This is a genomic window from Streptomyces mobaraensis NBRC 13819 = DSM 40847 (genome assembly GCF_017916255.1).
Lineage (GTDB): Bacteria > Actinomycetota > Actinomycetes > Streptomycetales > Streptomycetaceae > Streptomyces > Streptomyces mobaraensis.
In genome coordinates this window covers 1,975,618-1,996,804 of the sequence record NZ_CP072827.1, presented here as the reverse complement: position 1 = coordinate 1,996,804, position 21,187 = coordinate 1,975,618, and the positions used below count along the sequence as shown (strand labels likewise).

Genomic DNA, 21,187 nt, shown 5'->3' with positions numbered 1-21,187 from the left:
GAAACGGGAAGGGGCGGGGCTGGGGACTGACTACGCCTTGCGCAGGCGGAAGGTCAGGGACAGGGGCTCGTCCGTGAACGGGGCGCCGTACGAAGCGTCCGCCTCGCCGGAAGCGAAGTCCGTCGCCAGGACCTCGTCCGCGATGAGGGAGGCGTGGTCGGTCAGGGCCGTCCGGACCTCCTCGTCATCCGAGTGCCAGCGCAGGGCGATACGGTCGGCCACGTCCAAGCCGGAGTTCTTGCGGGCCTCCTGGATCAGGCGGATCGCGTCGCGGGCCAGGCCCGCGCGCCGCAGCTCCGGGGTGATCTCCAGGTCGAGGGCGACCGTGGCGCCGGAGTCGGAGGCGACGGACCAGCCCTCGCGCGGCGTCTCGGTGATGATCACCTCGTCGGGGGTGAGGGCGACGGTCTCGCCGTCGACCTCCACCGACGCGTTGCCCTCGCGCAGGGCCAGGGAGAGCGCCGCCGCGTCCGCCGCGGCGATCGCCTTGGCCACGGCCTGGACGCCCTTGCCGAACCGCTTGCCGAGGGCGCGGAAGTTGGCCTTCGCGGTGGTGTCGACCAGGGAGCCGCCCACCTCGGAGAGGGAGGCGAGGGAGGAGACGTTGAGTTCTTCGGCGATCTGGGCGCGCAGCTCCTCGCCGAGCGTCTCGAAGCCGGCCGCCGCGACGAGCGCGCGGGACAGCGGCTGGCGCGTCTTGACGCCGGACTCGGCGCGCGTGGCGCGGCCCAGTTCGACCAGGCGGCGGACCAGGAGCATCTGGCGCGACAGCTCCGGGTCGATGAGGGACGTGTCCACGACCGGCCAGGTGGACAGGTGCACCGACTCCGGGGCCTCAGGGTCGACCGGGACGACCAGGTCCTGCCAGACGCGCTCGGTGATGAAGGGGACGAGCGGGGCCATCAGGCGGGTGACCGTCTCGACGACCTCGTGCAGGGTGCGCAGCGCGGCCGCGTCGCCCTGCCAGAAGCGGCGGCGCGAACGGCGGACGTACCAGTTGGACAGGTCGTCGACGAACGCGGACAGCAGCTTGCCGGCGCGCTGGGTGTCGTACGCCTCCAGGGCCTGCGTGACCTGGTCGGTGAGCGTGTTGAGCTCGCCGAGCAGCCAGCGGTCCAGCAGCGGGCGGTCGGCCGGGGCCGGGTCGGCGGCCGACGGGGCCCAGCCGGCGGTACGGGCGTAGAGGGCCTGGAAGGCGACCGTGTTCCAGTAGGTGAGGAGCGTCTTGCGGACGACCTCCTGGATCGTGCCGTGGCCCACGCGGCGGGCCGCCCACGGGGAGCCGCCGGCCGCCATGAACCAGCGGACCGCGTCCGCGCCGTGCTGGTCCATCAGGGGGATCGGCTGGAGGATGTTGCCCAGGTGCTTGGACATCTTCCGGCCGTCCTCGGCGAGGATGTGGCCCAGGCAGACGACGTTCTCGTACGACGACTTGTCGAAGACGAGCGTGCCGACGGCCATCAGGGTGTAGAACCAGCCGCGGGTCTGGTCGATGGCCTCCGAGATGAACTGCGCCGGGTAGCGCTTCTCGAAGAGCTCCTTGTTCTTGTACGGGTAGCCCCACTGGGCGAACGGCATGGAGCCCGAGTCGTACCAGGCGTCGATGACCTCCGGCACCCGGACGGCGGTGTGCGCGCAGCCCTCGGCGGTGCAGGGGAAGGTGACGTCGTCGATGTACGGGCGGTGCGGGTCGAGGCCGCTCTGGTCGGTGCCGGTGAGCTCGGTGAGCTCGGCGAGGGAGCCGACGCAGGTGAGGTGGTCGTCCTCGCAGCGCCAGATGGGCAGCGGGGTGCCCCAGTAGCGGTTGCGGGAGAGCGCCCAGTCGATGTTGTTGTTCAGCCAGTCGCCGAAGCGGCCGTGCTTGACCGAGTCCGGGAACCAGTTGGTCTTCTCGTTCTCCGCGAGCAGCCTGTCCTTGACCGCCGTGGTGCGGATGTACCAGGACGGCTGCGCGTAGTAGAGGAGCGCGGTGTGGCAGCGCCAGCAGTGCGGGTAGCTGTGCTCGTACGCCACGTGCTTGAAGAGGAGGCCGCGCGCGTCGAGGTCGGCGGTGAGGGCCTCGTCGGCCTTCTTGAAGAACTGGCCGCCGACGAGCGGCAGGTCCTCCTCGAACGTGCCGTCGGCGCGGACCGGGTTGACCACCGGCAGGCCGTAGGCGCGGCAGGTGCGGAGGTCGTCCTCACCGAAGGCCGGGGCCTGGTGGACGATGCCGGTGCCGTCCTCCGTCGTCACGTACTCGGCGTTGACGACGTAGTGGGCGGCGTCCGGGAACTCGACCAGGTCGAACGGGCGGCGGTACGTCCAGCGCTCCATCTCGCGGCCGGTGAAGCGCTGGTCCGTGGCCGTCCAGCCCTCGCCGAGGGCCTTCTCCAGCAGCGGCTCGGCGACGACCAGCTTCTCGGTGCCGTCCGTCGCGACGACGTAGGTGACGTCCGGGTGCGCGGCGGCGGCCGTGTTGGAGACCAGCGTCCACGGCGTCGTCGTCCAGACGAGCAGGGCGGCCTCGCCGGCGAGCGGGCCGGAGGTGAGCGGGAAGCGGACGAAGACGGACGGGTCGACGACCGTCTCGTAGCCCTGCGCCAGCTCGTGGTCGGACAGGCCGGTGCCGCAGCGGGGGCACCAGGGGGCCACGCGGTGGTCCTGGACCAGCAGGCCCTTGTCGAAGATCTCCTTCAGCGACCACCAGACGGACTGGACGTAGTCCGGGTCCATGGTGCGGTAGGCGTCGTCCAGGTCCACCCAGTAGCCCATGCGGGTGGTGAGCTCGCTGAACGCGTCGGTGTGCCGGGTCACGGACTCGCGGCACTTGGCGTTGAACTCGGCGATGCCGTACGCCTCGATGTCCTGCTTGCCGGAGAAGCCCAGCTCCTTCTCGACGGCGAGCTCGACGGGCAGGCCGTGGCAGTCCCAGCCGGCCTTGCGGCCCACGTGGTAGCCCTGCATGGTGCGGAAGCGGGGGAAGACGTCCTTGAAGACGCGGGCCTCGATGTGGTGCGCGCCCGGCATGCCGTTGGCGGTCGGCGGGCCCTCGTAGAAGACCCACTCGGGCCGGCCCTCGGACTGGGCCAGGGTGCGGGCGAAGATCTTCTGCTCCTGCCAGAAGTCGAGCACGGCGCGCTCGAGCGCGGGCAGGTCGACCTGGGCGGGTACGGAGCGGTACTGGGGCGCGGGACTCATCGGTGGCTACCTCCGGCTGGACGGTTGTGCGCTGTCCGTCGGAGGGACGAGAGCCGTTGTCCGTACTCCCGCGGTACCACCCTCCTTGGCCGCGGGCAGGTGCCCGTGGCCCCCTCATTGGGGTCGCGATGCCGGTTCTACTCGCCCGGGGCGTGCCGCATGCCCTGGCTTTCCTCCGGCGGCTCCGGGGTGATCTTCACACCGCGCACACCTCCGGGCTCGCACCGTCCCCGGATCGCTGGTGGCTGCGTGCGGCGCTACTCGTCCCATCCACGCCTTTCGCTGCGCCCAGTGTACGGGGCGCGGGCGGGGCGGGCCGACCGGATATTCCGTCCCGCGCCGGGTGGGACGCGCCCCGCGGGTTACAGGGCCGGGCGCGGGGCACACGGGTCGGCACCGGCGTGCCCCGTTGCCGCGTGCTCCGAGCCGATTTATCGTTCCCGCACGATTCGCGCGCAAGATCATAAAATGTGAAGGGGTCGCGGTCATGGCGGAGATGTCCTCGACAGGGACCGCGGCGCGGGGGCCTGCCGGCCGGGTGGGACGGGGTGGGGCCCGCCGGGTGCGGTCCGTTCGGCGTAGGGGGCGGCTGTGATGGCGGGAGCGGCCGGGACGAAGAAGGCCGCGGCGAAAGCCGCTCCGGCGAAGAAGGCCGCGGCGAGGCGGGCTCCGGTGAAGACGGGCCCGGCCGGGAAGGCGCCCGCCAAGAAGACGGCCTCGAAGGCCACCGCCAAGGGTGCGCCGGGGCCCGAGCAGGCGGCGGCCCGGGGCGCGGCGGGGAAGGCGGCGGCTGCGCCCGCCAAGACGGCTCCCGTGAAGCGGGCGGCCGGGACGGCGCCGGAGGAGGGGGCGGCGGTGAAGACAGCGGGGAAGACAGTGGGGAAGACAGTGGGGAAGAAGGCCGCCGCGAAGGTGACCACAGCCGAGTCCGCCGCTGGGAAGAAGACGGTGAAGGCCGGGGCCGGAGCGGGAGCCCCTTCGGAGCGGGCGGCGGCGAAGAAGGCTGCCGCCAAGGCGGGGCCGGCCGGGAGTACCGCTGCGAAGAAGACCGCCGCGAAGAAGTCCGCGACCAAGAAGGCGGCAGCGAAGACCGCGGCCACGAAGAAGGCGGCGGAGGGGGCGGCCAAGAAGGCGGCCAAGAAGGCGACGCCTCCGGCGAAGAAGGCTTCGGCCGGGGAATCCGCGCCCCCGGCCCGCAAGGCGGCGGCGAAGAAGGCGGCCTCCGGCACGGGCACGGCCGGGGAGGGGACGGCCGGGAAGGCCGCGGGGAAGAGGGCCGTTCCTCCGGCCGAGCGGGCGTCCGGCGACGGGGCGAGATCCGCCGCGGCGGCCATGGGAGCCGCAGGGAAGAGGGCCGCGCCTCCGGCCGAGCGGGCGTCCGGCGGCGCGGCGACGTCCGCCGCGGTGGCCAAGGGGGCCGTCGGGAAGAAAGCCGTTCCTCCGGCCGAGGAAGCGTCGGGGAAGGGAGCGGCGTCCGCCGCGTGGGCCGGCGTCGGCGGGAAGGCCGCGGCGGGGAAGAAGGCCGTGGCCTCCGCCGAGAAGGCCGGATCTTCGCCCGCGAAGGCGCCCGCTGCGAAGGCGTCGGCGGCCGAGGCGGCGGGTGGTGCGCGGGAGCGTGGGGTCGGGGAGGGCGTGCCCGCGAAGAGCGTCGCGTCGCCGCATCGGACGCGGTTGTCGGGGCGGCCCGCCCCGGCCGAGGCGCGGAAGGCCGCTCCGGTGAAGGCGGGGGCCGTGGGAGAGGGCATCGTCGTCGCGGGGGACGCGCCGGCGGGTACCAGCGAGGAGACGGGAGTCGGAACCGTGGCTGCGAAGAAGACCGTGGGCGAGGTGCCGGACGCGGCGAAGGTGCCGGGGGCGCGGGCGGACGGCGCCGCCGCGCCCGGCGAGCTGGCCGTGCGGCCGGGGGAGGAACCCTGGTCGCGGGCGGAGGTGGACGAGGCGCGGGCCGTGCTGGAGAGCGAGGTGGCGCGGCTGCGGGCGGAGATCCGGTCGGCGGAGGAGGCGGTCAGCGGGCTGATGCGGGACTCCGGGGACGGTGCGGGGGACGACCAGGCCGACACCGGGACGAAGAACATCGCGCGCGAGCACGAGCTCGCCCTCGCCGCCAACGCCCGCGAGATGCTCGACCAGACCGAGCGGGCGCTCGTCCGGTTGGACGCCGGTACGTACGGCCTCTGCGAGAGCTGCGGCAGGCCGATCGGCAAGGCCAGGATGCAGGCGTTTCCCCGGGCCACGCTGTGTGTCGAGTGCAAGCAGCGCCAGGAACGTCGCTGACCCGGCGCGGGTGGTGTGCCGTACCCTCGTCCTCATCCGGGCAGTGCACCCGGAGCCCATCAGACACAGCGGTGCGCGGCACTGCCATGACCGGTGGTGGGTGACGCGCGGAAGCGAAGGACTCACGTGACAGAGGCGGAGCAGGCCGGACGGCCCACCGGTACGCCGGAGGGCACCGACGTGACCGGCGGGACGACGGGCGGCGACGGCGGCGCGGCACGGGGCGGGCGCCGGCTCGTGGCGCTGTTCTCGGTCGCCGCGTTCGCCTATCTCCTCGACCTGTCCAGCAAGATGCTCGTGGTGGCGAAGCTGGAGCACCACGATCCGATCGAGGTGTTCGGCACCTGGCTGCAGTTGGACGTGATCCGCAACCGCGGGGCCGCGTTCAGCCTCGGGGAAACGATGACCATCGTCTTCACGATCATCGCCTCGGCGGTGATCCTGGTGATCGCCCGGATCGCGCGGAAGCTGTACAGCCTGCCCTGGGCGATCGCGCTGGGCCTGCTGCTGGGCGGCGCGCTGGGCAACCTCACCGACCGGCTGTTCCGCTCGCCCGGCGGGTTCGAGGGCGGGGTGGTGGACTTCATCGCCCCCGCCCACTTCGCCGTCTTCAACCTCGCCGACTCGGCGATCGTCTGCGGCGGTTTCCTGATCGTGATCCTGTCCTTCCGGGGGCTGGATCCGGACGGGACCGTTCACCAGGACTGAGCCCGGCGCCGAGGGTCCGCCCGAGGGCTGTCGTACGGCGCCGGCTCACCCGTCCGGCATACTCGACGGGTGAGCACGATTCCCGAGATCCGCGCCCTGCCCGTACCCGACGGCCTGGAGGGCGAGCGCGTCGACGCCGCCATCGCACGTATGTTCGGGTTCTCCCGCACCAAGGCGGCCGAGCTCGCCGCCGCGGGCAAGGTCCAGCTGGACGGGGCCGAGGCCGGCAAGTCCGACCGCGTCAGCGGCGGCGCCTGGCTGGAGGTCGAGATGCCCGCGCCGCCCGCGCCGGTGCGGATCGTCGCGGAGCCCGTCGAGGGCATGGAGATCGTCCACGACGACGAGGACATCGTCGTCGTCGTCAAGCCGGTCGGCGTCGCCGCGCACCCCAGCCCCGGCTGGACCGGCCCCACCGTCATCGGCGGCCTGGCCGCCGCCGGCTACCGGATCTCCACCTCGGGCGCGGCCGAGCGCCAGGGCATCGTGCACCGGCTGGACGTCGGCACCTCGGGGCTGATGGTCGTCGCCAAGTCCGAGCGCGCCTACACCCTGCTCAAGCAGCAGTTCCGCGAGCGCACGGTCGACAAGCGGTACCACACGCTCGTCCAGGGCCACCCGGACCCGATGAGCGGCACCATCGACGCGCCCATCGGCCGGCACCCCAACCACGACTACAAGTGGGCCGTGACCGCCGAGGGCAAGCCCTCCGTGACCCACTACGACCTCATCGAGGCGTTCCGCGCCGCCAGCCTCCTCGACGTGAAGCTGGAGACCGGCCGCACCCACCAGATCCGCGTGCACATGTCCGCGCACCGGCACCCCTGCGTCGGCGACCTGACGTACGGCGCCGACCCGACGCTCGCCAAGCGGCTGAAGCTCACCCGCCAGTGGCTGCACGCCGTCCGGCTCGGCTTCGAGCACCCGGCGGACGGGCGCTGGGTGGAGTTCGCCAGCGAGTACCCCGAGGACCTGCGGCGTGCCCTGGAGACCGTGCGCGCCGAGAGTTCGTGAGCGGCATCCCCGCCCAGGTGCGGGTCGTCGCCGGGCCGGGGGAGCTGGAGGACTGCTTCGCGGTGCGCCGCGAGGTGTTCGTGGGGGAGCAGAACATCCCCGAGGCGGAGGAGCTGGACGCCTATGACGTCCACGCCGTCCACCTGCTGGCCACGGGCCCGTCCGGACCCGTCGGCACCGTCCGCTTCCTGCACGGCGAGCCCGCCCGCCGGAAGTACGCCCACGCGGGCGTGGCGGACGACCTCACGGCCGTCCTCGGCCGGCTGGCCGTGGGCCGGGCCGCGCGCGGCACCGGGCTGGGCGCCACCCTGGTCCGGGCCGTGGAGGAGGAGGCCAGGCGGCTGGGGCTCACCCGCGTCTACCTGGAGGCGCAGACGCACGCGCTGGGCTTCTACGAGCGGCTGGGGTACGCGGCGTACGGGCCGGAGTTCGACGAGGGCAGCGGGATTCCGCACCGGGCGATGAGCAAGGCGCTCTGACCTCCGCGCCGTTCTCCGCGCGGGCCGCCGCGGGACCCCCGGGGCCGCCTGACGAGCCGCTTCATGGCACGCTGGGGTGAACGACTGTTCCCCCATGCGCCCCGGAGGGCACTCGTGGACCAGCTGGCCCTGCTGTTCGTGCTGCTGCTCGGGGCGCTCGTCACGGTGCCGCTGGGTGACCGGCTCGGCCTGCCCTCCCCGGTGCTGATGACGCTGGGCGGCATCGTCCTCGCCCTGCTGCCGTTCGTACCGAACATCGACGTCCCGCCGGAGTTCATCCTCCCGCTGGTCCTGCCGCCCCTGCTCTACGCGTCCGCGCAGCGCACCTCCTGGCGGCAGTTCGCGGCCAACAAGCGGCCGATCTTCCTGCTCGCCGTCGCGCTGGTCTTCGTCACCACCTCGGCCGTCGCGGCCGTGGCCCACGCGATCGTGCCGGGGATCTCGCTCGCCGCGGCCGTGGCCCTGGGCGCGCTCGTCGCCCCGCCCGACCCCGTCGCCGCCACGGCCGTCGCCGGCTCGATAGGGCTGCCGCGCCGCCTGGTGTCGATCCTGGAGGGCGAGGGCCTCTTCAACGACGTGACCGCCATCGTGCTCTACCACGTGGCCGTCGCCGCGGCCGTCAGCGGCAGCTTCTCGGTGCCGCGGGCCATCGGCGAACTGGTGTTCTCCGCCGTGGTGGCGCTCGCCGTCGGCCTGCTGCTCGGCTGGGGGGCCAAGCGGCTGATGGACGTCCTCGGCGACGCGACCCTCCAGATCGGGCTCACGCTGCTGGTGCCGTTCGTCTCGTACGTCCTCGCGGAGGAGTTCAAGGGCTCCGGGGTGCTCGCGGTGCTGACCACCGCGCTCTTCCTCGCCGAGTTCGCGAGCGACGCGGACGACGTCCTGGGGCGGCTGGCCGGGCACACCTTCTGGGAGGTCGTCGACACCCTCGTCACCGGCGTCGCCTTCGGCCTCGTCGGCCTCGAACTGCACAACGCCGTCGAAACCGCCTCGGGCCGCTGGGCCGAGATGCTCGGCATCGGGGGCGCCGTCCTCGCCGTCGTGATCGTCGTACGGCTGGCGTGGCTGCTGCCCGCCGCCTGGCTGGCCAAGCGGCTGCACAAGGGCCGCGACGTCGACGAGGAGATCCTCACCAGCTGGCGGGAGACCCTGGTGATGTGGTGGTCCGGGATGCGCGGTGTGGCCTCGGCGGCGCTCGCCCTGGCCATTCCGCTGACCACGCAGGACAAGTCGGCCTTCCCGGCCCGGGACGAGATCCTCTTCATCGCCTTCGCCGTCATCATCGGCACCCTCGTCGTCCAGGGGCTGACGCTGCCCTGGCTGGTCGAGCTGCTCGGCGTGCGCGCGGACACCGACTGGACCCGGGAGCTGGAGCGGCAGCTCGCCATCCGCGCCGCCAAGGCGGCCCGGCACCGGCTGCTGGAGATCGAACAGGAGGAGGAGCTCTCCGAGGACCTGCGGGAGATGCTCCACCGGCGCGCCTACGACGTCGGCGCCCGCATCAGCCCCGAGATGGTCGACGAGGAGCGCCGCGAGGCGCACACGCAGCGGGTCCAGCGGCTGCGCACCATCCAGCGCATCCAGGCCGAGCTGCTCTCGGCGGCGCGGCACGCGGTGCTCGACGCGCGGAGCGAGCCGTGGATGGATCCGGAGGTGGTGGACCGGGTGTTGCGGCAGCTGGACATGAGGTCGTTGCGGGGGATGTGACCCGGTCTCGCGGCCGGCGGGTCCTCAGACCGGGCCCGGGCCCGGGCCGATGTCGCCCGACGTGGGCGGTGTCTGCCGGCGGTCCGGGGTCTCGGCCGGGCCCGGCGCGGGCGCGGTGCTGATGCGCGGCAGCGCGTACGGGTGCTTCCGGCGCAGCCACTCGATCAGCTGCTCGCGGACGACGCAGCGGAGCGTCCAGATGTCGTCGGAGTCCTTGGCGGTCACCAGGGCCCGTACCTGGATGGTGGTGGGGGTGGTGTCCGTGACGACGAGGCTCCAGGCCCGGCCGTCCCACTCCCGGGCTCCCTTCACCACCTCGTGCAGCCGTTCCCGCATGAGGTCGATGGGGGCGGAGTGGTCCAGGTGGAAGAAGACGGTGCCGGTCATCCGGGGATTGCCGCGCGACCAGTTCTCGAAGGGGCGGCTGGTGAAGTACGAGACCGGCATGGTGATGCGGCGTTCGTCCCAGGTGGTGACCACCAGGTAGGTGAGGGTTATCTCCTCGACCGTGCCCCACTCGCCGTTCACCACCACGGTGTCGCCGATGCGCACCATGTCGCCGAACGCTATCTGCAGCCCCGCGAAGAGGTTGCCGAGCGTGGACTGGGCGGCCACACCGGCGACGATGCCGATCAGACCGGCGGAGGCGAGGACGGACGTGCCGACCGTCCGCATGCCGGGGAAGGTCAGCAGCATCGCCGCCACCGCGACGACGCAGACGGCCGCCGTGACGATGCGGCGGATCAGCGTCACCTGGGTGCGGACCCGGCGCATCCGGGCCGGGTCGCGGCTGCCGGCGGCGTAGCGCGCGTACGCCGACTCGACGACGGCCGTGGCCACCCGGGTCGCGAGCCAGGCGCAGGCCCCGATGAGTACCAGGGTGAGCAGCCTGGTCAGCAGGGCCTCGTGCTTCTCGGACAGCTCGGCCGACTCGTAGCCGCCGCGCAGCAGGGCCGTGCACAGCACCAGTCGCAGGGGCATCCGGCAGCGGCGCAGCAGGCGCCACAAGGGGGCTTCCGGATGCCGTTCGGCGATCCGGCGAACCGTTTTGTCGGCGGCCCAGCCCACCACGACGGTGATGACCAGGGCGGCGCCGAGGACCGCTAGAGGCCGCAGTACGTCCTCCATGAGCACCAGCTCCTTCCGGCGTCCTGCCGGGCGCGCGCTCCTCCTTTCGACCGTAGCTGGCACGATGGAGGCCACGCGATCCAGCCCTGCAAGGAAGTGACTCCGGTGCCGTCTCCTACCACGATCGTCCTGTTCCATTCGGCCTACGGTCTGCGACCGGCCGTACACGCGGCCGCCGAGCGGCTGCGCGGCGCGGGGTACGAGGTGCACGTGCCCGACCTCTACGACGGGCGGACGGCGGACACCGTCGAGGACGGCATGGCCATCAAGGACGAGATCGGGCGGGAGGAGCTGCTGCGGCGGGCGATCACGGCGGTGGCGCCGCTTTCCGAGCGGGGGCTCGTGTACGCGGGGTTCTCACTGGGCGGGTCGATCGCGCAGAACCTGGCGCTGGGGGACGAGAAGGCGCGGGGGCTGCTGCTCTTCCACGGGACGTCGGATCTGGCGGAGGACGCGGCGGTGGACGAGCTGCCGGTGCAGCTGCATGTGGCGGATCCGGATCCGTTCGAGCCGCATGACTGGCTGAACGCCTGGTATCTGCGGATGGGGCGGGCGGGGGCGGAGGTGGAGGTGCACCGGTATCAGGGGGCGGGGCACTTGTTCACGGACCCGGACCTGGACGATTTCGACGCGGAGGCGTCGGAGCGGGCTTGGCGGGTGGCGCTCGCGTTCCTGTCGGAGCTGTAGGAGGCCCCTGCCCCTCCCCCAGAGGGGGCACCCCCATTCACCGTTTCTTGCGGGGGCGGAGCCCCCGCACCCCCGAAACCGCGCTCAGCGCACCGGTGCCTTCACCCGTTCCACCCGCTGGCTCCCGGACAGCGTGCGGTACGACCGTTCCCACGACGACGTCGCCTTCGGGTCGCGCTTGTCGGAGAGGACGTAGTAGTCCATCTGCGCGCGCTCGGCGGTGATGTCGAGGACGCCGTAGCCGTGGGAGTCCATGTCGACCCACTTCACGTGCCGGTTGGCGGCCTTGATGGCGGCGACGGCCGGGAGGGAGACCGTGTGGGGGAGGACGTGGAGGGTGTCGTCGAGGTTGTCGGCGGTGACCGAGGTGACGACGAACTCGGTGGCCACGGAGCGGGAGACGGGGTACGTCGCGGCCGTCTCCGGGACGTCGTTGGCCCACGCCATGTGGATGTCACCGGTGAGGAAGACGGTGTTGCGGATGCCGTGGCCGGTGAGGTGGCCGAGGAGTTCACGGCGGTCGTGGGTGTAGCCGTCCCACTGGTCGGTGTTGGCGGCGATGCCCTCCTCGGGCAGGCCCAGCAGCTTGGCGAGCGGCTTGAGGAGGTGGGCCGGCATGGCGCCGAACGCCAGCGGGGACATCATCACCGGGTTGCCGACGAGCCGCCAGGTGGTGTCGGAGGCGGCCAGGCCGTCCTTCAGCCAGTCGAGCTGGGCGCGGCCGGTGAGGGTGCGGGAGGGGTCGTCGACCGCGCCGCTGCCCGCCTTGACCTGCTCCGAGCGGAACGAGCGCAGGTCCAGCAGGTGCAGGTCGGCGAGGCGGCCGAAGCGGAGCCGACGGTAGGTGGTGCCCTCGATGGAGGGGCGTACCGGCATCCACTCGAAGTACGCCTTCTTGGCCGCCGCGACGCGGTCGGCCCAGGTGCCCTCGGCGCCCGGCGTGTGGTTGACGGCGCCGCCGGACCAGGCGTTGTCGGCGAACTCGTGGTCGTCCCAGATGGCGACGAACGGCAGCGCCGCGTGCAGGGCCTGGAGGTCCGGGTCGGTCTTGTAACGGCCGTGCCGGGTGCGGTAGTCGGCGAGCGTGACGATCTCGTGTCTGGGCTCGTGCGGGCGCACGACGTACTTGGCTGCCGGGTACTCGCCCGACTTGTACTCGTAGAGGTAGTCGCCGAGGTGCAGCACCGCGTCGAGGTCGCGGCGGGCGGCGAGGTGGCGGTAGGCGGAGAAGTGGCCAGACTCCCAGTTGGCGCAGGAGACCACGCCGAAGCGGAGGCCGTCCGCCTGGGTGTCGGGGGCGGGCGCGGTGCGCGTCCGGCCGGTGGGGGAGTGGACCTCGGCCGAGCCGCCGGTGTCCGGACCGCCGGTGACGGTGAACCGGAAGAAGTAGTCGGTGCCGGGGCGCAGTCCGCGCACGTCCGCCTTGACCGTGTGGTCGCCGGCGGCGGACGCGGTGACCGTGCCGGAGGCGACGACCCGGCCGAACCCGGCGTCCTCGGCGACCTGCCAGCTCACCTGGACGGCCGGGCCCAGCCCGGAACCGGGGACGGCCTCCGGGACCGGGGTGACCCGGGTCCACAGCAGGATGCCGTCGGGCAGCGGGTCGCCGGAGGCGACGCCGTGCAGGAAGGCGGGGGCCGTCGCCGTCTCGGCACGGGCCGCGGCGGGAGCGGCGGTGGCCGCCCGGGCGGCCGGGGCGACGGCGAGGGGCAGCAGCGCGGCGGTGGCCGCCGCACCGGTCACGGCTGCACGGCGGGATATCGGGGGACGTGGGTTCACGGGCGATAACTTTAACGCCGTTCGCACGCATGAGCGGACGTCTCGTCAGGAGTTCGTCCGTCCCTCCCTGCGTGGCCACTTCGTCTTCACGTCGAATTCCGCGCTGATCCACGGGGTGGACGGCGGGCCGTCCGCCCGGGCGGCGGGCGTCGTACCGGCCGGAGGTGGCACAAGAGGCGGACGGCTCCGCGGTCATCCGGCCCGGCCGTGCGGGCCGACGGATCCGGGGAGGAGAACGGCGGCGTCAAGGTGCCGGCCGGCAGTCCGTCATGTTCTTCGAAGGCAATCGGCTGTTACCAGGGCCACCCGTGTTCCGAGGTGGAAATCCCCTTAGTGTGTGCGGCGTTGGGGAAAACGTTCGAGAAAAAGGGGGCGTTGTGAAAACATCGCTGCGTCGTCGGGTAATAGGTGGGGCATTCGCGACTTTGCTTGCCGCAGGCGTCGGAGTGGCCGTGGCGCCTTCCGCCAGCGCCATGCCGACCAATGGCTGGTGCAGTCCGATCAGCGAAGTCAAGCCGGACGGGTGGAAGTACTCCTGGCTGCAGTGGGTCTACCGGGACGGTCAGAGGTGGGCGGAGTGGCTTCAGGTGTCGCCCCGGGGTGACCGTTCGACTGTGACGATGTACTGCGGTTCCTGAATTCGCCCTTGAGGTCGATACGGTTTCCGTGAGTTCGTGAGAGCGTTGAAAACCTTTGCGTTGCGGGTGGGCTCGGCCATGGAGGTCGTGCCCACCCGCACGTGTTTTCCACTGGTGCCGCCGGCGATGCGGGTGGACGCTCCGATCGTGTCCACCCGCAGGCGTGCTACTTCTTCTTCGCGCCGAATTCCGCGTCGATCACCGCAGTGAAGTCCTGCTCCTTGAGCGGGGGGTTCTCCGAACCGGGCACGTACAGCTGCTTCTTGTTGTGGACCAGCGCGGGGGTGCCCTTGATCCCGTCCTCACCCATCAGCTTGCCGATCTCCAGGGCCCAGCGGTCGAAGGTGTGGTCCTTGACGCTGTTCTCGAACTTCTTGTTGCCCTTGAGGGCGGGCACCTGCTGGGCGAGGTCGAGGAGCTTCTGGTCGTCGGCGAAGGCGTCGTCCGTCTCCTCCGGGTGGTTGGCCGTGGAGTACAGGGTCTCCTTGTAGTCGAAGAACGCCTCCGGGCTCACGTTGAGGGCGGCGCCGAGGGCGCTCACGGCGTTCTTGGAACCGGTGCCCTTGATCGCGGGGACGTCGTCGATGAAGTTGGCCAGAACGAAGCGCACCTTGTAGCGGCCGTCCTTGACGTCCTGGCGCAGCTTCTTCCCCGAGTTCTGCTCGAAGGTGGCGCAGACCGGGCAGCGCGGGTCCTCGTAGACCGTGAGGGTCTCCTTGGCGTTCTTGTCGCCGAGGACGACCTCGGTGCCGTTCTCGCCCGCGGTGTTGGCCGGCTTGACGAGCGTCTTGTCGGCGGCGGCCTTCCACTGGCCGTCCTCGCTGTCGTTCATCTTGCTGACGGCGAACCCGACGCCGCCGGCGATGGCCAGGACGACGACGAGGGAGCCCGCGACGACGAGTTGGCGCTTGGTCTTGTCCTTCTTGGCCTGGCGCTCGCGCTCGGCGCGCAGCCGCTCGCGGGCGGCCTGCTTGTTCTGGGCGTTGTTCCGGTTGCTCATGATGTCTGCTCCGTGGAAGTACGGGGGTGGGGACCGCGTTGCTCAGGCGAGAGCCGGGGAGCGGGGCGGTCCGCGCCGTACGACGGAGTGGACGAGCAGGGGCAGCGCCGGGGCCGGGAGGGTGTCCCGGGCGGGCTGGAGGCCGCGGGGGCGGGGCCGCGGGGCGGCGCCCAGCGCGGCGGCCACCAGCAGCAGGGGGCGGAAGGCGGCCGCGGCCGCCGCGCCCAGTAGCCGGGCCACGGCCACCTCGCCGCGGCGCAGCCAGGCCGCGGCCAGCAGGCCCACGGCGATGTGGCAGGCCAGCAGCAGCCACGGGAGTGCCGAGTCCAGGGCCTCCGGTGGTGGGCTCTGGCCCGCCGTGAGGTGGGCGAGGGGGGTGCCGACGTCGCCGCCGCGGCAGACCAGGTCGATGCCCATCGAGCGGAGCGGGCCGGCGACCGGGCCGCCCGCCGCGCCGTAGCAGGCGTGCTGGCCGGTGGTGAAGACCGTGTCGGCGGCCAGCTCCAGCGGGACGAGGAGGGCGGCTATGTGCCCGTAGCCGCGCTCACGGCCGGCCAGGGCGTAGGCCAGGGCGAAGAAGGCGGCCGACAGGGCGGCGACCGTCGGGACCGGGAGCGGCATCCGGGAGAGGAGGACGTGGGAGGCGGCCGACAGGGTGACGCACACGGCGGTGAACAGCGCGGCGCGCAGCGCCCGCAACCGAACTCCCGTCCCCTTCATAACCGGGAAGTGTGCCATGACACGCCGTAATTGTCGTGTCAAGATTCGGCATCATCCCGCGGGGGTTCAGCCCTGCTTGAGCCGCGCGTCGACCGCCTGCCGGAACTGCTCGGCGGTCATCGGAGCGCCCTTGCCCTGGGGGGTGTCCACCGTCAGTTTCTCGCCGTCCAGCTTGAGCGTCGGCGTCCCCGTCACGTCCTTGTGGCTGTCGAACTCGTCGGACATCTCCAGCGCCCACTTGTCGAAGGTGCCGTCCTTGACGTTCTTCTCGAACTTGGCGTTGCCCTTCAGGGCCGGCACCTGCTGCGCGATCTTCAGCAGGGTGTCGTCGTTCGCGAAGGCGTCCTTGGTCTCCACGGGGTGGTTGGCCTTGGAGTAGAGGGCCTTGTTGTAGGCGGAGAACGCCTCGGGGCTGACGTCGAGGGCCGCGCCGACGGCGCTGAGCGCGTTCTTGGCGCCGGTGCCGCCCAGGCCGCGGTCGAGGAAGGCGCCGATGTGGTACCTGACCTTGAAGGTGCCGGCTTTGACGTCCTTGTCGACGGTGTCGCCGACGTTCTGCTCGAAGACCGAGCAGACCGGGCAGCGCATGTCCTGGTAGATCTCCAGGGTGTGCTTGGCGTTCTTGTCGCCGATCACGATCTCGGTGCCCTTGTCGCCCGCGGTGTTGGCCGGTTTGACGAGGGTCTTCTTGGCGGCGGCCTCCCACGCGGAGTCCTTGCCGTCGCCGCCGAGCTGCGTCACGGCCACGACGATGCCGGCCGCGACGGCCAGGACGCCGACGGTCGCGCCGCCGACGAGGAGCTGGCGGCGGGTCCGGTCCTTCTTCGCCTGCTGCTCGCGTTCGGCGCGCAGCCGCTCGCGGGCGGACTGCTTGTTCTCCCAGTTGTTGCGCTTGCTCATGATGCTGCTTCTCCGTGTGTGGCTGCGGGGGGTTTCCGGTCAGGCGGGGGCGGCCTGGACCGGGGGGCCGCGGCGGATGACGGAGTGGAGGAGCAGGGGGCGTGCGCCCGGGCGGTGGACGTACGGGACGGGGCGCGCGGGAGCGGGCACCCGCGCGGCGGGGGTGGTGCGGGCCGTGGCCAGGCGCAGCGGGCGGAAGGCGGCGGCGCCGGCGGCGCGTACCAGCCGGCCGAACGCCGCCTCGCCGCGCGCGAGCCAGGCGGCGGCCAGCAGACCGGCCGCGAGGTGCCCGGCGAGCAGCAGCCAGGGGGCGGTGCCGGGGCCGGCGACCCGGGCCAGCGGGCCGCCCACCCCGCCCCCGCCGCAGATCAGGCTGAGGGCGCCGGGCAGGGGGCGGTCGGCGGGGTCGTAGCAGGTGTGCTGGCCTGTGGTGAAGGCGGTGGAGGCGGCCAGCTCCAGGGGGACGAGGAGGGCGGCGGTGCGCACGTATCCCTTTTCGCGGCCGTACGCCCTGCCCCGGCCGTACGCCCTTTCGCGGCCGTACCTCCGCTCGCGCCCGTACCCCCTTCCCCGGCCGTCCCCCCGCCCGCGCCCGTACAGCGCCCAGGCCGCGGCGTAGACGCCCGCCGCGACCGCGACCACGACGGTCACGGGGAGCCGCCGGCCGGACAGCAGGACGTGGGAGGACGTGGACAGCAGCACGCACAGCGCCGTGAACAGGGCCGCTCGCAGGGCCCGTGCCGGTGCCGCCGATATGTCCATATGGCGAGTCTGGCACGTTCTGCGGTAAGCGCTGCCTAAAGGGCGATTCACGCGGGTGGCTCTCGAATGTCCGTTCGGGGTGTCGCTCGGGGCGCGGGTGGCTCCCCGGGCCCGCCGTGGCGTCCGAGGCGGGCCGGTAACCTTCAAGACTGCCGAGTCCCCCGTTCCCTGTGTTCCTCACCCGCCCCCATCCGTTCCGCCGGAGGTCCTCCACCGTGAGCAAGCCGCCCTTCACGCACCTGCACGTCCACACCCAGTACTCGCTGCTGGACGGCGCCGCGCGGCTGAAGGACATGTTCGCCGCCTGCAAGGACATGGGCATGACGCACATCGCCATGTCCGACCACGGCAACCTGCACGGCGCCTACGACTTCTTCCACCAGGCGAAGAAGGCCGAGATCACGCCGATCATCGGCATCGAGGCGTACGTCGCGCCCGAGTCCCGGCGGAACAAGCGGCGCATCCAGTGGGGCCAGCCGCACCAGAAGCGCGACGACGTGTCCGGTTCGGGTGGTTACACGCACAAGACGATCTGGGCGGCGGACGTCACCGGCCTGCACAACCTCTTCCGGCTGTCCTCCGACGCGTACGCCGAGGGCTGGCTGACCAAGTGGCCGCGGATGGACAAGGAGACCATCTCCCAGTGGTCCGAGGGCCTGATCGCCTCCACCGGCTGCCCCTCGGGCGAGGTGCAGACCCGGCTCCGCCTCGGCCAGTTCGACGAGGCCATCAAGGCCGCGTCGGACTACAAGGACATCTTCGGCGAGGGCCGGTACTTCCTGGAGCTGATGGACCACGGCATCGAGATCGAGCGCCGGGTCCGCGACGGCCTGCTGGAGATCGGCAAGAAGCTCGGTATCCCCCCGCTGGTCACCAACGACTCCCACTACACGTACGCGCACGAGGCCGCGGCCCACGACGCCCTGCTCTGCATTCAGACCGGCAAGAACCTCTCCGACCCGGACCGCTTCCGGTTCGACGGCTCGGGCTACTACCTGAAGTCCACGGAGGAGATGTACGCCATCGACTCCTCGGACGCCTGGCAGGAGGGCTGCGCCAACACCCGCCTGGTCGCGGAGCAGATCAACACCGAGGGCATGTTCAAGGCCAAGAACCTCATGCCCAAGTTCGACATCCCCGAGGGCTACACCGAGGTCACCTGGTTCCGCGAGGAGACCATGCGGGGCATGCACCGCCGCTTCCCGGGCGGCATCCCCGAGGACCGCATGAAGCAGGTCGAGTACGAGATGGACACGATCATCTCGATGGGCTTCCCGGGCTACTTCCTCGTGGTCGCCGACTTCATCATGTGGGCCAAGAAGCAGGGCATCGCCGTCGGCCCCGGCCGTGGCTCCGCGGCCGGCTCGATCGTCGCGTACGCCCTGGGCATCACCGACCTCGACCCCATCCCGCACGGCCTGATCTTCGAGCGGTTCCTCAACCCCGAGCGCATCTCGATGCCCGATGTCGACATCGACTTCGACGAGCGTCGGCGCTCCGAGGTGATCCGGTACGTCACCGAGAAGTACGGCGCCGACAAGGTCGCCATGATCGGCACCTACGGCACCATCAAGGCCAAGAACGCGATCAAGGACTCGGCCCGCGTCCTCGGCTACCCGTACGCCATGGGCGACCGCATCACCAAGGCCATGCCCGCCGACGTGCTCGGCAAGGGCATCCCGCTCTCCGGCATCACCGACCCCAACCACCCCCGCTACAGCGAGGCGGGCGAGGTCCGGGCGATGTACGAGAACGAGCCGGACGTCAAGAAGGTCATCGACACCGCGATGGGCGTCGAGGGCCTGGTCCGCCAGATGGGTGTGCACGCGGCCGGCGTGATCATGTCCAGCGAGACGATCACCGACCACGTCCCGGTCTGGGTCAGGCACTCCGACGGCGTCACCATCACCCAGTGGGACTACCCGAGCTGTGAGTCGCTCGGCCTGCTGAAGATGGACTTCCTGGGCCTGCGCAACCTGACGATCATGGACGACGCCGTCAAGATGGTGAAGGCCAACAAGGGGATCGACATCGATCTCCTGAGCCTCCCGCTCGACGACCCCACGACCTTCGAGCTGCTCCAGCGCGGTGACACCCTCGGCGTCTTCCAGTTCGACGGCGGGCCCATGCGGTCCCTGCTGCGGCTGATGAAGCCCGACAACTTCGAAGACATCTCCGCCGTGTCCGCCCTGTACCGGCCGGGCCCGATGGGCATGAACTCGCACACCAACTACGCGCTCCGGAAGAACGGCCAGCAGGAGATCACCCCGATCCACCCGGAGCTGGAGGAGCCGCTCCAGGAGGTGCTGGCGGTCACCTACGGCCTGATCGTCTACCAGGAGCAGGTGCAGAAGGCCGCCCAGATCATCGCCGGGTACTCGCTCGGCGAGGCCGACATCCTCCGCCGCGTCATGGGCAAGAAGAAGCCCGAGGAACTGGCGAAGAACTTCGTCCTCTTCCAGAAGGGCGCGCGGGAGAAGGGCTACTCCGACGAGGCCATCCAGGCGCTCTGGGACGTGCTGGTCCCGTTCGCCGGCTACGCGTTCAACAAGGCGCACTCCGCCGCGTACGGCCTGGTGTCCTACTGGACCGCCTACCTCAAGGCCAACCACCCGGCCGAGTACATGGCGGCGCTGCTCACCTCCGTCAAGGACGACAAGGACAAGTCCGCGACGTACCTCAACGAGTGCCGCCGCATGGGCATCAAGGTGCTCCCGCCGAACGTCAACGAGTCCGAGGCCAACTTCGCCGCCCAGGGTGACGACGTGATCCTCTTCGGCCTCACCGCCGTCCGGAACGTCGGTGCCAACGTCGTCGACTCGATCATCCGCTGCCGCAAGTCCAAGGGGAAGTACACCTCGTTCCCCGACTTCCTGGACAAGGTCGAGGCGGTCGTCTGCAACAAGCGCACCGTCGAATCGCTGATCAAGGCCGGTGCGTTCGACGAGATGGGGCACACCCGCAAGGGCCTCACCGCGCACTACGAGCCGATGATCGACAACGTGGTGCAGGTCAAGCGCAAGGAGGCCGAGGGGCAGTTCGACCTCTTCGGCGGCATGGGCGAGGAGGAGAGCGGCGAGCCCGGCTTCGGGCTGGACGTGGAGTTCTCCGACGTCGAGTGGGAGAAGTCGTACCTCCTCGCGCAGGAGCGCGAGATGCTCGGCCTCTACGTCTCCGACCACCCGCTCTTCGGCATCGAGCACGTCCTCAACGACAAGGCCGACGCCGGGATCAGCCAGCTCACCGGCGGCGACTACTCCGACGGCGCGATCGTCACCATCGGCGGCATCATCTCCGGCCTCCAGCGGAAGATGACCAAGCAGGGCAACGCCTGGGCCATCGCCACCGTCGAGGACCTGGCCGGTTCCATCGACTGCATGTTCTTCCCCGCCACCTACCAGCTGGTCTCCACCCAGCTCGTCGAGGACGCCGTCGTCTTCGTCAAGGGCCGGCTGGACAAGCGGGAGGACATCCCGCGGCTGGTCGCCATGGAGCTGATGGTCCCCGACCTGTCCAACGCGGGGACGAACGCCCCCGTGATCATCTCCATCCCGACGGTGAAGGTCACCCCGCCGCTGGTCGAACGGCTCGGCCAGGTGCTCACCCACCACCGCGGCTCCACCGAGGTGCGCATCAAGCTCCAGGGCGCGCGGAAGACCACCGTGCTGCGGCTGGACCGGCACCGGGTCAATCCCGACCCCGCCCTGTTCGGCGACCTGAAGCAGCTCCTCGGGCCGTCCTGCCTGGCGGGCTGAGGGTCGTACGCGAAGGGCTGAGGGTCGTACACGACGGCTGACGGTCGTACGCGACGGAGGGCGCGCCCGCTTCCCGCGGGCGCGCCCTCACGTGCGTCGGGGCGCCGGTCAGTTGTGGCCGAAACGCTTCTGGCGGCTCTTGTGGGCGACGTCCGCCGGCGTCACCCGCGTCGACTGGGCCTCCATGGACGATTTCTGCGCCTGCTGCTGGCCGCGCTCGGCCTGCGCCGCCTTCTGCTGACTCCGGTCCTGCTTCTTGTTCTTGGCCATGGCCGTTGTTCGCCTCCACTCCGGATGCCCCCCGGTGTCTCCGCACAACACCCTGGCACGCGCGGACGAAACCCGCATTTCGGTCCATAACCATGTGTGACAGGGGTACTTCTCGGCCGCACCCCGTATCCGCCACGCCGATGATCCAGTTCGGACTGATAACCCCCGTGCGGTCGGGCAGACTCCTGGGAA

At 71.4% G+C, this 21,187-nt stretch carries 15 protein-coding genes; 7 read left to right on the top strand and 8 right to left on the bottom strand.

Annotated features, from left to right (window positions below):
• Positions 1 to 30: 30 nt before the first annotated feature.
• Entirely contained in the window at positions 31 to 3,177 is a 3,147-nt protein-coding gene (gene ileS / locus J7W19_RS08100; protein WP_004954867.1) for an isoleucine--tRNA ligase, read from the bottom strand.
• 594 nt (positions 3,178 to 3,771) lie between these two features.
• Here ileS and J7W19_RS33430 point away from each other — a divergent pair.
• From J7W19_RS33430 to J7W19_RS08075, 5 genes are all read left to right on the top strand, one after another.
• Positions 3,772 to 5,451 (top strand): TraR/DksA family transcriptional regulator, encoded by a 1,680-nt coding sequence (locus tag J7W19_RS33430; protein ID WP_078588274.1) that lies wholly within the window; start codon positions 3,772 to 3,774, stop codon positions 5,449 to 5,451.
• Between the two features lie 126 nt (positions 5,452 to 5,577).
• The gene (gene lspA / locus J7W19_RS08090) at positions 5,578 to 6,159 is read left to right on the top strand and encodes a signal peptidase II (protein WP_004954859.1); all 582 of its coding nucleotides are present in this window, start codon (positions 5,578 to 5,580) and stop codon (positions 6,157 to 6,159) included.
• A 69-nt stretch (positions 6,160 to 6,228) separates the two neighbouring features.
• On the top strand, positions 6,229 to 7,170 hold the full coding sequence (locus J7W19_RS08085; RefSeq protein ID WP_004954855.1) for an RluA family pseudouridine synthase: 942 nt from the start codon (positions 6,229 to 6,231) through the stop codon (positions 7,168 to 7,170).
• The gene (locus J7W19_RS08080) at positions 7,167 to 7,649 is read left to right on the top strand and encodes a GNAT family N-acetyltransferase (protein ID WP_004954853.1); all 483 of its coding nucleotides are present in this window, start codon (positions 7,167 to 7,169) and stop codon (positions 7,647 to 7,649) included. The genes J7W19_RS08085 and J7W19_RS08080 overlap by 4 nt, the downstream gene beginning before the upstream one ends.
• A 114-nt stretch (positions 7,650 to 7,763) precedes the next feature.
• Positions 7,764 to 9,356, top strand: a complete 1,593-nt coding sequence (locus tag J7W19_RS08075; protein WP_004954850.1) for a Na+/H+ antiporter — start codon at positions 7,764 to 7,766, stop codon at positions 9,354 to 9,356.
• 24 nt (positions 9,357 to 9,380) lie between these two features.
• On the opposite strand, the gene J7W19_RS08070 is transcribed toward J7W19_RS08075, so the two are convergent.
• Positions 9,381 to 10,484: a mechanosensitive ion channel family protein gene (locus J7W19_RS08070; RefSeq protein ID WP_004954849.1), complete on the bottom strand. Its 1,104-nt coding sequence runs from the start codon at positions 10,482 to 10,484 to the stop codon at positions 9,381 to 9,383.
• A 105-nt stretch (positions 10,485 to 10,589) separates the two neighbouring features.
• On the opposite strand from J7W19_RS08070, the gene J7W19_RS08065 reads away from it, so the two are divergent.
• Positions 10,590 to 11,171 carry a dienelactone hydrolase family protein gene (locus J7W19_RS08065; RefSeq protein WP_004954846.1) on the top strand — a complete coding sequence of 194 codons (582 nt, stop codon included), beginning with the start codon at positions 10,590 to 10,592 and terminating at the stop codon, positions 11,169 to 11,171.
• Positions 11,172 to 11,255: 84 nt separating this feature from the next.
• On the opposite strand, the gene J7W19_RS08060 is transcribed toward J7W19_RS08065, so the two are convergent.
• The 5 genes from J7W19_RS08060 to J7W19_RS08040 form a co-directional block, all read right to left on the bottom strand.
• The gene (locus J7W19_RS08060; RefSeq protein WP_004953636.1) at positions 11,256 to 12,914 is read right to left on the bottom strand and encodes an alkaline phosphatase D family protein; all 1,659 of its coding nucleotides are present in this window, start codon (positions 12,912 to 12,914) and stop codon (positions 11,256 to 11,258) included.
• A gap of 840 nt (positions 12,915 to 13,754) precedes the next feature.
• Positions 13,755 to 14,588 carry a thioredoxin domain-containing protein gene (locus J7W19_RS08055; RefSeq protein WP_004953638.1) on the bottom strand — a complete coding sequence of 278 codons (834 nt, stop codon included), beginning with the start codon at positions 14,586 to 14,588 and terminating at the stop codon, positions 13,755 to 13,757.
• 42 nt (positions 14,589 to 14,630) lie between these two features.
• The gene (locus J7W19_RS08050; protein ID WP_040892351.1) at positions 14,631 to 15,308 is read right to left on the bottom strand and encodes a hypothetical protein; all 678 of its coding nucleotides are present in this window, start codon (positions 15,306 to 15,308) and stop codon (positions 14,631 to 14,633) included.
• 66 nt (positions 15,309 to 15,374) lie between these two features.
• Positions 15,375 to 16,208 carry a thioredoxin domain-containing protein gene (locus tag J7W19_RS08045; RefSeq protein ID WP_004953642.1) on the bottom strand — a complete coding sequence of 278 codons (834 nt, stop codon included), beginning with the start codon at positions 16,206 to 16,208 and terminating at the stop codon, positions 15,375 to 15,377.
• Between the two features lie 39 nt (positions 16,209 to 16,247).
• Positions 16,248 to 16,970, bottom strand: a complete 723-nt coding sequence (locus tag J7W19_RS08040; RefSeq protein ID WP_004953645.1) for a hypothetical protein — start codon at positions 16,968 to 16,970, stop codon at positions 16,248 to 16,250.
• A 215-nt stretch (positions 16,971 to 17,185) separates the two neighbouring features.
• Here J7W19_RS08040 and dnaE point away from each other — a divergent pair, with 215 nt between their 5' ends.
• On the top strand, positions 17,186 to 20,725 hold the full coding sequence (gene dnaE / locus J7W19_RS08035; protein ID WP_004953648.1) for a DNA polymerase III subunit alpha: 3,540 nt from the start codon (positions 17,186 to 17,188) through the stop codon (positions 20,723 to 20,725).
• A 108-nt stretch (positions 20,726 to 20,833) separates the two neighbouring features.
• On the opposite strand, the gene J7W19_RS08030 is transcribed toward dnaE, so the two are convergent.
• On the bottom strand, positions 20,834 to 20,995 hold the full coding sequence (locus J7W19_RS08030) for a hypothetical protein (RefSeq protein WP_004953650.1): 162 nt from the start codon (positions 20,993 to 20,995) through the stop codon (positions 20,834 to 20,836).
• Between the last annotated feature and the right edge of the window lie 192 nt (positions 20,996 to 21,187).